At 46.6% G+C, this 13,284-nt stretch carries 12 protein-coding genes; 1 reads left to right on the forward strand and 11 read right to left on the reverse strand.

The window, feature by feature from the left end:
• Positions 1-84: 84 nt before the first annotated feature.
• A complete protein-coding gene (gene rlmD, locus FIV04_RS12495; protein ID WP_152469296.1) occupies positions 85-1,410 on the reverse strand; it encodes a 23S rRNA (uracil(1939)-C(5))-methyltransferase RlmD in 1,326 nt (441 codons plus the stop codon).
• A 165-nt stretch (positions 1,411-1,575) separates the two neighbouring features.
• Here rlmD and barA point away from each other — a divergent pair, with 165 nt between their 5' ends.
• On the forward strand, positions 1,576-4,389 hold the full coding sequence (gene barA / locus FIV04_RS12505) for a two-component sensor histidine kinase BarA (protein WP_152469297.1): 2,814 nt from the start codon (positions 1,576-1,578) through the stop codon (positions 4,387-4,389).
• Between the two features lie 255 nt (positions 4,390-4,644).
• On the opposite strand, the gene acpS is transcribed toward barA, so the two are convergent.
• The 10 genes from acpS to FIV04_RS12555 form a co-directional block, all read right to left on the reverse strand.
• Positions 4,645-5,025: a holo-ACP synthase gene (acpS, locus tag FIV04_RS12510; protein ID WP_032549800.1), complete on the reverse strand. Its 381-nt coding sequence runs from the start codon at positions 5,023-5,025 to the stop codon at positions 4,645-4,647.
• 27 nt (positions 5,026-5,052) lie between these two features.
• Positions 5,053-5,790: a pyridoxine 5'-phosphate synthase gene (pdxJ, locus tag FIV04_RS12515; protein WP_032549801.1), complete on the reverse strand. Its 738-nt coding sequence runs from the start codon at positions 5,788-5,790 to the stop codon at positions 5,053-5,055.
• Positions 5,787-6,518, reverse strand: a complete 732-nt coding sequence (recO, locus tag FIV04_RS12520; protein WP_032549802.1) for a DNA repair protein RecO — start codon at positions 6,516-6,518, stop codon at positions 5,787-5,789. The genes pdxJ and recO overlap by 4 nt, the downstream gene beginning before the upstream one ends.
• Before the next feature lie 87 nt (positions 6,519-6,605).
• Complete coding sequence (era, locus tag FIV04_RS12525; RefSeq protein WP_032549803.1) at positions 6,606-7,577, reverse strand: GTPase Era; 972 nt, start codon at positions 7,575-7,577, stop codon at positions 6,606-6,608.
• Positions 7,570-8,247 carry a ribonuclease III gene (gene rnc / locus FIV04_RS12530; RefSeq protein WP_032549805.1) on the reverse strand — a complete coding sequence of 226 codons (678 nt, stop codon included), beginning with the start codon at positions 8,245-8,247 and terminating at the stop codon, positions 7,570-7,572. Before rnc ends, era begins: the two co-directional genes overlap by 8 nt.
• Before the next feature lie 26 nt (positions 8,248-8,273).
• Positions 8,274-9,170 carry a signal peptidase I gene (lepB, locus tag FIV04_RS12535; RefSeq protein WP_032549806.1) on the reverse strand — a complete coding sequence of 299 codons (897 nt, stop codon included), beginning with the start codon at positions 9,168-9,170 and terminating at the stop codon, positions 8,274-8,276.
• A gap of 97 nt (positions 9,171-9,267) precedes the next feature.
• Entirely contained in the window at positions 9,268-11,061 is a 1,794-nt protein-coding gene (gene lepA, locus FIV04_RS12540; protein ID WP_150869442.1) for a translation elongation factor 4, read from the reverse strand.
• Between the two features lie 134 nt (positions 11,062-11,195).
• A complete protein-coding gene (locus FIV04_RS12545; RefSeq protein WP_032549809.1) occupies positions 11,196-11,666 on the reverse strand; it encodes a SoxR reducing system RseC family protein in 471 nt (156 codons plus the stop codon).
• The gene (gene rseB / locus FIV04_RS12550; protein WP_032549810.1) at positions 11,663-12,628 is read right to left on the reverse strand and encodes a sigma-E factor regulatory protein RseB; all 966 of its coding nucleotides are present in this window, start codon (positions 12,626-12,628) and stop codon (positions 11,663-11,665) included. The genes FIV04_RS12545 and rseB overlap by 4 nt, the downstream gene beginning before the upstream one ends.
• Positions 12,625-13,266, reverse strand: a complete 642-nt coding sequence (locus tag FIV04_RS12555) for an RseA family anti-sigma factor (protein ID WP_152469298.1) — start codon at positions 13,264-13,266, stop codon at positions 12,625-12,627. The genes rseB and FIV04_RS12555 overlap by 4 nt, the downstream gene beginning before the upstream one ends.
• Positions 13,267-13,284: the final 18 nt, after the last annotated feature.

Below are 13,284 nucleotides of genomic sequence, written 5' to 3' on the forward strand. Positions count from 1 at the left end.
TATACCCAACTCAGTATGACTAACCGGGTCCAAGTTAGTTCGACTCATACTGGTAACAAGACGTTTCTTATACGCCTTTTCGTTCTATGATTTTTCTTTGACGAATAGTGCCATAGATTCCAAATGACTGGTATGCGGAAACATGTCTAACATACCCATTTTGACCATTTGATAACCTTGATTTTGCAAGCTTGCCGTATCTCTAGCTAGAGTAGCAGGATTACATGAAACATAAACCACGCTCTTCGCTCCTAGCGCTGAAAGTTGGTCGACAATCCCACTTGCTCCAGCGCGCGCAGGATCAAGCAATACCTTATCGAATTTCTCTTTCGCCCACTGCTGAGAAGAGAGCTCTTCTTCTAGATTCGCTTGGTAAAATGTCGCGTTGTTGAGTTGGTTTACTTCGGCATTGCTCGTTGCCTGTTTCACCATTTCATCGACGCCTTCAACACCGACCACCAACGCAGATTGTTTTGCAATAGGTAAACTGAAATTACCTAAACCGCAAAACAGATCGAGAACACGTTCATCCGCTTGTGGATTCAGCCATTCAATCGCTTGTGCCACCATCTTCTGGTTCACTTGCTGATTGACTTGAATAAAGTGATTCGGTTCAAACGGCAGAGTAACACCAGTTTCACTGTATGTCGGCGAATCACCCACCAAGCGAACCAGCTGATCCGTTTCTGGCATTGAATACAAGATTACACCCTGCTCTGTCGCTAAATCGATGAGTGCTTGCTGGTCTTTGTCCGCTAGTGGTTTAAGGTGACGAAGGACAATCACAGGCCCTTTATCAGACAGAACAAGTTCAACATGCCCAAGGTTCATGGGTTGGCTAAAAGTATCGAGTAGCGCTTTCAACTTTGGCAATAGTGCATTTAAGCTTGGTTCCAACACCGCACAATCCGTCACATTCTCGATATACTTGCTCTGTTTCTTGCGAAAACCAAACTGCAGCTGTTGATTCTTTCTATCCATAAACAAGCTCACGCGAGCACGGCGACGATAGCCAACCTGCGGGCCAGTAATTGGTTCTGCAATTTCAGTGGTAGGCGTTTGGTATTGGCTCATCAAGTGACTCAGTGACTGCCCTTTGTGCTCTACTTGCGATGCATAATCCATATGTTGTAGATGACAACCACCACACTGATTAAAGTGCTTACAGAAAGGCTTTAATCGCTGCTCACTTGGCTTTAATAGTTTAATTAACTTCGCACGGGCAAACTTACTTTTGCTTTCCGTTAATTGAATCACCACTTGCTCGCCCGGCAACGCACCATCAATAAACACAGGTTTATTTTTCTGATAAGCGATACCTGCGCCATTGTGATCCATTCGTTCAACCAAAACCGATTGATGCTTGGTCTCGAATTGAGTTTTCTTTTTTGGTTGAAAAAAACGTGCCATTGCTTGTGCCTAAACTATCTTTTAATCATTTATTTGTATCCAGGACTCACTATTATGTCTTGGAATCATTGTCGAACGTGGCGGCTTTGATTAAGCTTACCGTTCACTTAGCCACCATTGTGTGCGTTATTTTCCCATATCCAGACCTCGATGTAATTAAAGAACATGACCAGATATGGCTTGAGAGCCCGTGTAATTACCCTAACTCTAGCTCCGACCCTGATTATAGGGTTGTTATTGAGTGCATTCTTCTCATTTAACCGCTATCAAGACCTCGAAGGACAAGTTGTCAATACAGGTACCAGCATTATAGAACCTCTTGCGATTGCAAGTGAGTCTGGCATGCAATTAGAGAGTCGAGAGTCGGTTCGTCAACTCATCAGCTACGCCCATCGTAAGAACTCTAAGTTGGTGCGCAGTATCGCGGTGTTCGATGAACGTCATGAGCTGTTTGTAACCTCAAACTTCCACCCTGACTTTGAAAGCCTGACCTATCCCAAAGATAAGCCTATCCCGCATCTTAGTTCGTCCAAGTTGCTCGATAATACGCTGATTTTAAGAACCCCGATTATTGCCGAAGGTCAGTTCATGAACTCTGCTAACGGGCAGTCTCAAGCGAATCAGGCTGTCGGTTACATCGCCATCGAGTTAGATCTATCCTCATTACGACTACAACAATACCAAGAGATCTTCTCAGCGTTTCTGGTCCTTATCTTAGGCCTTGGTTTGTCTGGTGTATTTGCATTTCGATTAATGCACGACGTGACTCAACCGATCACACACATGAAGAACATGGTCGACCGAATTCGTCGCGGTCACTTAGATGTACGTATCGAAGGTAAGATGCACGGTGAGTTGGACTCACTCAAAAACGGCATCAACGCAATGGCGGTATCTCTGTCGGAATACCACGTTGAGATGCAGCACAGTATCGATCAAGCGACTTCCGATCTACGTGAAACACTCGAGCAGCTAGAAATTCAGAACGTTGAATTGGATATCGCGAAGAAGCGCGCTCAAGAAGCGGCGCGCGTGAAATCAGAGTTCTTAGCCAACATGTCACACGAGCTAAGAACGCCACTGAATGGTGTGATTGGCTTTACTCGTCAGATGCTGAAAACGCACCTATCCACCAGCCAGACCGATTATCTACAAACCATCGAGCGCTCAGCCAACAACCTACTGAGCATCATTAACGATATCCTCGACTTCTCGAAGCTAGAAGCGGGTAAACTGGCACTAGAGAACATCCCGTTTGAGTTCCAAGCAAGCCTTGAAGAGGTAGTGAACCTACAAGCCACCAATGCTCACGAGAAAGGGCTTGAACTAACACTGAAAGTCGACCCGAAAGTACCTGCTGGTCTTGTCGGTGACCCACTGCGTATTCAACAGATTCTGACTAACCTGGTGGGTAACTCAATCAAGTTCACCGAGCGCGGTAATATCGATATCAGCGTTGAGCTACGTTCTCAATCTGAAGATAACATCGAGCTGCAGTTCATGGTGCGCGATACCGGTATTGGTATCTCTGAACGTCAGCAAGCACAACTGTTCCAAGCCTTTAGCCAAGCCGATGCGAGTATCTCGCGTCGCTATGGCGGTACAGGCTTAGGTCTGGTTATCACCCAAAAACTTGTGAGCCAGATGGGCGGCGAGATCAGTCTAACCAGTCGCCTGCACCAAGGTTCGACCTTCTGGTTCACACTAAGACTATCGACCACCGATATGCCGATGACAGATCTTATTGAGACGCAGTGTCTGCAAGAGAAGCAACTACTATTGATTGAACCGAACATGCAAGCGGCGTCGATTACTCAGCAAGTACTGACTCAGGAAGGATTAGTCGTGACCTACCGCTCAGTAATGCCAGAGGAGTCGACCAACTATGATTACGTTCTTCTCAATCTTGCGGCTAACCAAGACTATGAACTAGAAGTCGTTCAGCAGTGGGCAAACCGCGCTAGAGAGATCTCGCAAAATGTCATCATTGGCACCCCAAGTACAGAGTTGGCACTGGGTGAGCAGCTGATGAAAAATGTTGATGTACAGTGCATCACCAAACCGCTGTCTCGCAAGAAGCTGCTGCAAACTCTGGTCTCTAACCAAGCACCGCTCCTTAATGCGCCAGTCATTGAGACGCACAGTGACGAGAAATTGCCACTGACAGTAATGGCTGTAGATGATAACCCCGCCAACTTGAAACTAATTACCGCGCTATTGCAAGAGCGTGTAGAAACGGTTGTCAGCTGCACCAATGGCCAACAAGCGATTGACCGAGCAACCGAGCAGACATTCGATATCATCTTCATGGATATCCAAATGCCACAGATGGATGGTGTGACCGCGTGTAAGCACATCAAAGAGCTGGAAAATAACGCCAATACACCAGTGATTGCGGTGACTGCACACGCGATGAGTGGCGAACGCGATCGTCTATTGGCTGCTGGTATGGATGATTACCTGACCAAACCGATTGAAGAGCATGTGCTGCAGCAAGTCCTGATTCACTGGAGTCCCGAATCCGAAGTAGATAATGTAGAAAAGATCGATCCTGAGCACCCTGCAGTTGGTGTTGAGATTGAGAGCCACACCATCGAAACAGAGAGCAGCCAGCACAAAAACATCATCATTGATTGGCAAGCCGCACTCAAGCAAGCAGCCAATAAAGAAGATCTTGCGCGTGATATGTTGCAGATGTTGGTCGACTTTATTCCTGAAGTGTACGACGCAGCAGAGAAAGCGATTGAAGAACCGGACTACCCAGTTGATGAGCTAATCCACATCATCCACAAGATGCACGGCAGCAGCTCATACAGCGGTGTGCCGAGACTCAAAGCGGTGTGTGCAACCATTGAGAAAGAGCTGCGCTCTGGCACTCAGATAGAGGACATCGAGCCAGAACTGTTCGAACTTCAGGATGAGCTAGATAAGGTTCAGGCAACAGCTATTCACTACCTAACGCCAATTCAGCCGAGTTAGCTCTCGGCATAGTTAAGTAGTGGGGACCATAGAAACAAAAAGCAGAGCCAATAGCTCTGCTTTTTATTTGATTATCATACCAATCACAGTAAATAAGTGATCAAAAATAGCGCAGGAAAAAGGCTTGAGAACAAGGCAGAATTTTTCGATAAGTAGTTATTCTACAATCAAAAATTCTAACGCAGTTATCGAGCATTTTAACAAGCTAGGGTGAGCAATTATTTACTACGATTGGTATCAGTGCTTAGCGGAACATTAAGACTCGAAGAGCACCGTTGCTACTGCGTAGTGACGTTCATCTGAGATGGTAATGTGGATAGAGTTAACACCAATGCTTGCGGCTAACTCTTTCGCTTTGTTGTGCAAGGTAAGAACTGGCTTACCATGCTCATCGTTCGCAACCTGAAAATCATGAAAGGTGACGCCCATTGCGATACCTGTACCTAATGCTTTTGAAGCTGCCTCTTTGGCGGCAAAGCGCTTAGCTAAAAAACGCCCTTTCTGCTTCAAAGAATGGAACTGTTCAAGCTCCACCTCACTTAAGATACGCTCCGCAAAGGCTGCGCCACTGCGTGCTAATGCCTTTTCAACTCGCTCAATCTCTGCGATATCTGTACCAAGGCCAACCACTGCCATGACTCTTTAACCTTCCAATTTTATCAATTAAGCGTTGTTACGCGCGTTTTCCATGACCGCTTTCATATCTGATACCGCTTTCGCTAGGCCATCAAACACTGCACGACCAATCACAGAGTGACCGATGTTCAACTCATAGATCTCTGGTAAAGCGGCGATTGGCGCCACGTTGTGGTACGTCAGACCGTGACCTGCATTAACTGTGATACCTAGGTCGTCTGCGTAGCTTGCGCCTGCTGCAATCTTCTTCAGCTCATCTTGTTGATCTTCTTCAGTCTTCGCATCTGCGTAGTGACCAGTGTGCAGTTCAATGAATGGTGCACCACACGCTTTCGCTGCATCAATTTGCTCACGGTCCGCATCGATAAATAGAGATACCTTGATGCCCGCTTCAGTTAGCTTTTGTGTCGCCGCTTTTACTTTTTCAAGTTGGCCAACCACATCCAAGCCACCCTCTGTCGTTAGCTCTTCACGCTTTTCAGGAACCAGACAAACAAACTCAGGCTTAGTATCTAGCGCAATCTGTACCATCTCATCTGTTACCGCCATCTCTAAATTCATGCGAGTCTGGATAGTTTCAGCCAGAATGCGAACATCGCGGTCAAGGATATGACGACGGTCTTCACGAAGGTGAATAGTGATACCGTCTGCACCGGCACGCTCAGCAATTTCTGCTGCGTGAACTGGATCTGGGTATTGAGTTCCACGTGCATTACGTAGGGTTGCAACGTGGTCGATATTAATGCCTAAAAGGATTGAGCTCATTTTCCAATACTCCGTGCTCTAGAGAGACCTATTTGTGGCATAAACAGCTCTCTACTTTTTAATGGTTTGCCGCCAAGATACGGCTTTAAGGCTATGCGTGTAAAGCGTTTTGCCGCTTTTAACTGCTCTTTCGTTATAAATCTACGTTCACTGATCGCTATCAGTTCATCACCCATAAAGGTAAGGTTGTCACGACGCACTGAGGCGATAAAGCCTTTCTGCTCGCGATAGCGATAAGTCATTGTCGGATCAATAGGTTCTCCGGTACCTGCACAGTGCAGAAAATCAACGCCGTAACCCATTGCTGATAACAGAGCGAGTTCAAAGCGTCGCAATGCAGGCTCAGGATTCTCATTATGCGCCAGTTCTGTTAAAGCATTAAGATAATCATGAAAAAGTGCGGGCATCGGCACTTCTGCCATCAAAACTCGTCCAATTAACTCATTCACATACATGGCGGAGTAGAGGTTAATCCCAGTTAGCGGCAGTCCAAGGCTGATAGGTTCCGCTTGGCGCAATGTTTTCATTGAGCCATTACCAGACCATTTCAGCAGCAGTGGCGTAAACGGCTGCAACGCGCCCTTAAGATTGGAACGCTTACTGCGTGCCCCTTTAGACATCAGTGTCATTCGTCCGAACTCTTCACTGAACACATCTAAAATCAGGCTCGATTCACTGTACGGTCTGCGATGTAATACAAAGCAGCGCTGTAACCCTTCTGAAGACATATCACCTTCTAAATAGAAAAAAGGAGCCTAACTGGCTCCTTTTAAAATGGTTTCGACCCGGAGCGAAGCGCTTGCGCCTCTAGCGGGTTATAAGTCGTCGATGTAGCCTAGTGAACGCAGTGCACGTTCATCATCAGCCCAACCCGACTTCACTTTAACCCAAGTTTCTAGGAATACTTTACGACCGAATAGCTCTTCCATATCCAGACGAGCTTCGCGACCGATTGTCTTGATCTTCTCGCCGCCTTTACCAATCACCATCTTCTTCTGGCCACTGCGCTCAACTAGGATAAGAGCGTTAATGTGGAAGCCATCGTTGTCTGGGTTGTAGTCAAAGCGTTCGATCTCAACCGTCACTGAGTAAGGCAACTCATCACCCGTAAAACGCATCAGCTTCTCACGAATGATCTCTGACGCCATGAAGCGCTGAGAACGGTCTGTTACATACTCTTCAGGGAAGTGGTGTGTCGCTTTCGGAAGATGTTCACGAACGTGCTTACGCAGTACATCAGTGTTCTTACCGTGTTTTGCCGAAATTGGCACAACATCGATGAAGTCCATCTTCTTAGACACTTCCATCATGTGCAGCATCACGTCATTGCGGTCTTGCACGTTGTCTACTTTGTTCACACAAAGAACGACTGGGAAGTTCGCTTTCTTAAGCTTGGTCAGTACCATCTCATCGTCTTCAGTCCAGTGCGTACCGTCAACAAGGAAAAGTACCAAGTTCACATCACTCAAAGAGCTGTTTGCTGCACGGTTCATCAGACGGTTGATAGCACGCTTCTCTTCGATGTGAAGTCCTGGAGTATCAACGTAAATCGCTTGGTAATCCCCTTCGGTCTCTACACCCATAATACGGTGACGAGTCGTTTGAGGTTTACGCGATGTGATCGAAATCTTTTGACCCAAAATATGGTTCAGAAGTGTCGACTTACCTACGTTCGGACGACCGACGATAGCGATGAAACCACAGTGCTGGTTTTCCGGTAGGCTAGGTTCTTTGTTATCAGATGCAAAGAATGCATCGATATCGAATTCTTGGTTGTTATCAGACATTGCTTAGTTGCTCTAATGCTGTTTCAGCAGCCGCTTGTTCTGCCTTGCGGCGGCTAGTGCCTTTACCGATAACAGGTTTATCCACACCTGCCACTTTACACTCAACCGTAAACTCTTGGTTGTGTGCTTCACCTTTAATATTAGTCACTGTGTAGACAGGTAGCGGATTTCTTCGGCCCTGTAGGAACTCTTGCAGACGCGTTTTCGGGTCTTTTTGAGAAACACCAGGCTGAATCGCTTCTAGGCGAGTTTTGTACCAGCTTAAAATGATGCCGCGAATTGTTTCAGTGTCGCTATCTAGGTAGATAGCACCAATGATTGCTTCGACAGCATCTGCCAGAATAGAGTCACGACGGAATCCGCCACTCTTTAACTCACCTGGACCTAATTTTAAGTAATCTCCTAGGGCGAATTCACGACCTAGTTCAGCCAATGTATGTCCACGTACCAAAGTAGCACGCATACGGCTCATATCACCCTCGTTTACTTTCGGGAAACGGTGGTAGAGATCATCAGCGATGACAAAACTTAAAATTGAATCGCCCAGAAACTCAAGACGTTCGTTGTGCTTACCTGCAGCGCTGCGGTGAGTCAGCGCCAGGTGAATGAGATCGGTATCTTTGAACTGATAGCCGATCTTTCTCTCTAGTTTATCAATTGGAGAATTCATGCTCTCTCGATGTATTTAGTGATCGATTAATTAATGCCACCGATGCGGTTGAAACGCACACCAGTTGGGATCCAAGAAGGTAAAACACTGTCTGAGCTGCGCTCAAATTCAAAGCTGATCCAAATCGCAACCGCTTTACCTACTAGGTTTTCTTCAGGGACAAAGCCCCAGTAACGGCTATCTGCACTGTTGTCACGGTTATCACCCATTACAAAGTACTGGCCTTCTGGAACAACCCACTCGTTAACACCTGGACGAGGCTGGTACGATTGCACACGGTCACGACGCAGTGGGTTAACTAAAACTTGGTGCTCAACGTCACCCAACTTCTCATTGAGTTGGATAAGTGGCACGCCGTCTTGAATAAATTGGCTCTCTTCAACGTTACTCAGCTTCACAGGTTTGCAGCCTTGTGTGCCTTTGGTTTGAATACACAGCTCTTTATTACTGTTGTAACGAATCATATCGCCCGGCAGGCCAACCACACGTTTAATGTAGTCAATGTTTGGCTGTGGCGGGTACTTGAATACGATTGAGTCACCACGCTCAGGCTTGCCTGTTTCTACCAGTTGAGTGCGCCATACTGGGTCTTTTAGACCGTAAGCGTATTTCTCAACTAGGATAAAGTCACCTACAAGTAGGGTTGGCATCATCGAGCCCGATGGGATTTGGAACGGTTCATAGATAAATGAACGCAGCACCAAAACAAATGCAATTACAGGGAAAATGGATACGCTATTTTCAACCCACCAAGGCTGAGCCGTCACTTTTGCACTGGTTTCAGCATCTAAACCATTAGTTTGAGCAGTAACGCTAGCCAGTTTCAATTGGCGCTTCTTAGCCCAAACAAACTTCTCTAACGCCCATACAACGCCAGTCACCAAGGTTACGATCACTAAAATAAGCGAAAATGTATTAGCCATTTATATCCCTTAAATTTCATTTCTTTAAAAATAACGAAAGTGAAAGAATAGCGAGCTACCCTTTCACTTTCAATTATTCGTTTATCGTTGGATAAGCCTAGTCTTTGCCAACGTGAAGAATTGCTAAGAACGCTTCTTGAGGCAGCTCTACGTTACCGATCTGCTTCATACGCTTCTTACCTTCTTTCTGTTTCTTCAGAAGCTTCTTCTTACGACTCACGTCACCACCGTAACATTTCGCGATAACGTTCTTACGCAGCTGCTTAACTGTTGAACGAGCGATGATGTGGTTACCGATAGCCGCTTGAATTGCAATATCGAACATCTGACGAGGGATGAACTCTTTCATCTTCTCAACTAGCTGACGACCACGAGTCTGAGACTGATCTTTGTGGGTAATCATTGCTAGTGCATCAACAGTGTCGCCGTTTAGAAGAACGTCTACACGAACCATGTTAGACGCTTCAAAGCGTTGGAAGTTGTAATCCAGTGACGCGTAGCCACGAGATGTTGACTTCAGACGGTCGAAGAAGTCCAGTACCACTTCAGCCATTGGAATATCGTAAACAACCGCTACTTGGTTACCGTGATAGATCATATCGACCTGCACACCACGCTTCTCAACACACAGTGTGATTACGTTACCTAGGTAATCTGATGGCACTAGGATATTACAACGCGCGATTGGCTCACGAATCTCATCGATATCGTTAATAGCCGGAAGCTTAGCCGGGCTATCTACGTAAAGCAGTGTGCCGTCAGTTTTTTCAACTTCGTAAACTACGGTTGGCGCAGTTGTAATCAGGTCTAGGTCGTATTCACGCTCTAGACGCTCTTGGATGATCTCCATGTGAAGCATACCAAGGAAGCCACAACGGAAACCGAAACCTAGAGCTGCAGAGTTTTCTGGCTCGTAGAATAGTGATGCATCGTTTAGGCTCAATTTGCCTAGTGCATCACGGAAGTTTTCGTAATCGTCAGATGATACTGGGAATAGACCTGCGTATACCTGTGGTTTTACTTTCTTAAAGCCCGGTAGTGCCGTTTCACAGCCGTTTTTAGCCAGTGTCAGCGTATCACCTACTGGTGCACCAAGGATGTCTTTAATACCACATACAACCCAGCCTACTTCGCCAGTTTGCAGAACTTCGGTATCAACCTGTTTTGGTGTGAAGATACCTAGACGGTCTACACCCCAAACTTGACCAGTACTCATTACTTTGATCTTGTCGTTCTTTCTTAGAGAACCGTTCTTGATACGTACTAGCGATACAACACCAAGGTAGTTATCGAACCAAGAGTCAATGATCAGTGCTTGTAGCGGCGCATCTGGATCGCCTTCTGGCGCAGGAATCGCTGAAACAATGTTTTCTAGTACATCGTCAACACCAATACCCGTTTTCGCAGAACAGCGAGTCGCTTCCATCGCGTCGATACCAACGATCTCTTCGATCTCTTCAGATACGCGCTCTGGATCCGCAGCAGGAAGGTCAATCTTGTTTAGGATTGGCACAACTTCCAGATCCATTTCAATCGCTGTGTAACAGTTTGCTAGTGTCTGAGCTTCTACACCCTGACCCGCATCGACGACCAGTAGCGCACCTTCACAAGCGGCTAGAGAACGAGATACTTCGTATGCGAAGTCAACGTGTCCTGGAGTATCGATGAAGTTTAATTGATAAGTTTCACCATCTTTAGCAGTGTAGTTAAGAGTCACACTCTGAGATTTGATAGTGATGCCACGTTCACGCTCCAGATCCATCGAATCAAGGACTTGCGCAGCCATTTCACGATCGCTTAATCCTCCACAAACTTGGATTAGACGGTCAGATAGGGTCGACTTACCATGGTCGATGTGGGCGATAATCGAAAAGTTACGAATGTGCTTCATAATTTGGTGTGACAAACTCTTTAAATTAGGACGGTAAGAAAGCCGCGTATCGACCGCGTTTCATAGACTGCGGTGGCGGCATTTCAATCAAGTTGGCAGATTCTACCCAATTTAACCGCAATACGCATCATAAATTAGACAAGCGGCTCACCAAGGATTCGAATCAACACCACTTGCTGCTTCGATTTGTCTTCCATTGGTTTGGCCAAACGTTTTGCAAGGGCAATGCCACCAGCTGTAAATATAGCAGCAGACAAAATAACTGCGCCCTCTCCGACTCCAAGTAAAGGCGCTAACAGCAGCTGACCAAAGGCAGCACCGAGCATCATCATGAACAATGGAACGAGGTACACTAGAGCTGCCGACTCCAGCAGACTCCTTTCAGGAAAACCTATCTCGACGATTTGTCCAGCTTTCACAAGGTTCTTGGTCGTTAATTGCCAGAAAAGGGACTTATTGCCAACGGCTTTGGTCACGATACCAGTGCCACAACTCTTTTGAGAGGAACAGCTGCTGCAACTGGTCTGTTGCTCGCAGCTCAATTGCACATGATAGTGAGCGCCCTGTTTCTCAACGGCGCTCACGGTAGCCAATGCGGTCATCATTGGCTTGTACCTTGATTAGCAGCAAATTGCACCGATTGTGCGATACGCTGCGCGGTTGCAGGAGGAATATCTCCGACTACAGAGATCTCGTTATCACCACTCACTAAGCTATGCAGAGTACGACGACCTTGGCGCACAAGCTGACCTTTAAGAGAGTGCTCATCTCTGTCTGAGATATAAACCGAGAAACTAAATAGACCGTCACTAAACATCTGGCTTTCAACCATCTTATTGGTTGTTGCCATTGGGTAGCGGTTTAGCTCTTTCGCTTCAAATCCATCAGGGATCCAAGAGACACGCCAATCGCTTTCCCCCACTACACCATCGGGTAAAGAGAGGACTTTCGGTAGCTGAGCGTTGTTCAGCCCTGCCATCGCTTCTGCAATCTTGTCGTTAACCACATAAGAAATCGTACGGTACTGCTCTAGAATTTCACCATCTCGGTCGAGCAGATCCGCTCGTAGAGGCAAATTCGTATTCTCATCAACCCAAAGAACATAGGAGTAACGCAGGCCATCTTTTGGCACCACACGCAATACTTGCGTTGTCGTACCGGCTTCACGCGCACGCCCTACCTTCACGAAATCGTAATACTCGTTCAGGATATCAATGTCGTTATTCAACATCGGAATAACTGGCGCAACCATATTGCCAGACTCAATCGTAAAAGGTTCAGTACCTGGTTCGATGTAGCTGACTTCGTTGCCGCGGCGAATTACTTCGCGTACAGGACCACTTAGGTAGACAAGGTGAGCGAGTTGTTGCTCGTCACTTACGGCATGACGATACAAGAGCGGTTCAATACTGCTCTTTTTGATCAGTATGTAGGAAAGTTCGTAATTTAAATGCTGACTGGCCTCGTTCATTTGATGCAATAAGGCCTTTGCAGAGGGCTCTTCTGCAAAGGCGCTTGGAGAGATCAAGCTGAACAGTGTCAGTGCACTGACCAGGAATTTCTTCATTCAATATCCGATTCTAGACGCGACTCATTTTCAGTCGACGCGTCGTTGTTTAATCTCAATTGCAACTCGTAATCTTGCAACATAGCGTGTACGCGCTTGCGCTGCTCTTGCAAGTTAGCATCTGTTACCGGTTTCTCAACAGATTCACGAGTTAGGCTTACTGGCTCTACCGAACCGGCAAACGGGATAGTTTGCAGTACAGGCAGTTGTTCTGCTTCAGGTGCGGCTGGATCGCTACCACCATACTGTTGAACACCCAAAATAACCGCCAACGACACACAAGCCGCAACGGCAACTTGACCAAACTGCTGCAGCCAAGCTGGCATCTGGCGTTTTGCTTGTTGAGGTTTAGGTTGTTCTTCTTGCACTTCTGGAGCAACAGTTTGTGTCTGCTCTGGGCGCAATGAATGCACATTGTTGAGTTTGTTGTGCGCAGGCTCATTCTCAAGCGCCGCAGCAACACTATCCGCAATGTTCCACTCTAGCGTTTCTGGCGCATCGCCTCGCATGACATCACCGATTAAATGGTAACTCTGCCAGGTATCCTTGCTTTCTTGATCGGACTCCAACTCTGCAATCAGAGCTTTATCGACCGTTTCACCATCCATGAGTGCCGAAAGCTTTTCTTTATCAGCCATTATTTTCACCATAATTAT

The organism is Vibrio sp. THAF190c, from assembly GCF_009363355.1.
Taxonomy (GTDB): domain Bacteria; phylum Pseudomonadota; class Gammaproteobacteria; order Enterobacterales; family Vibrionaceae; genus Vibrio; species Vibrio fortis_A.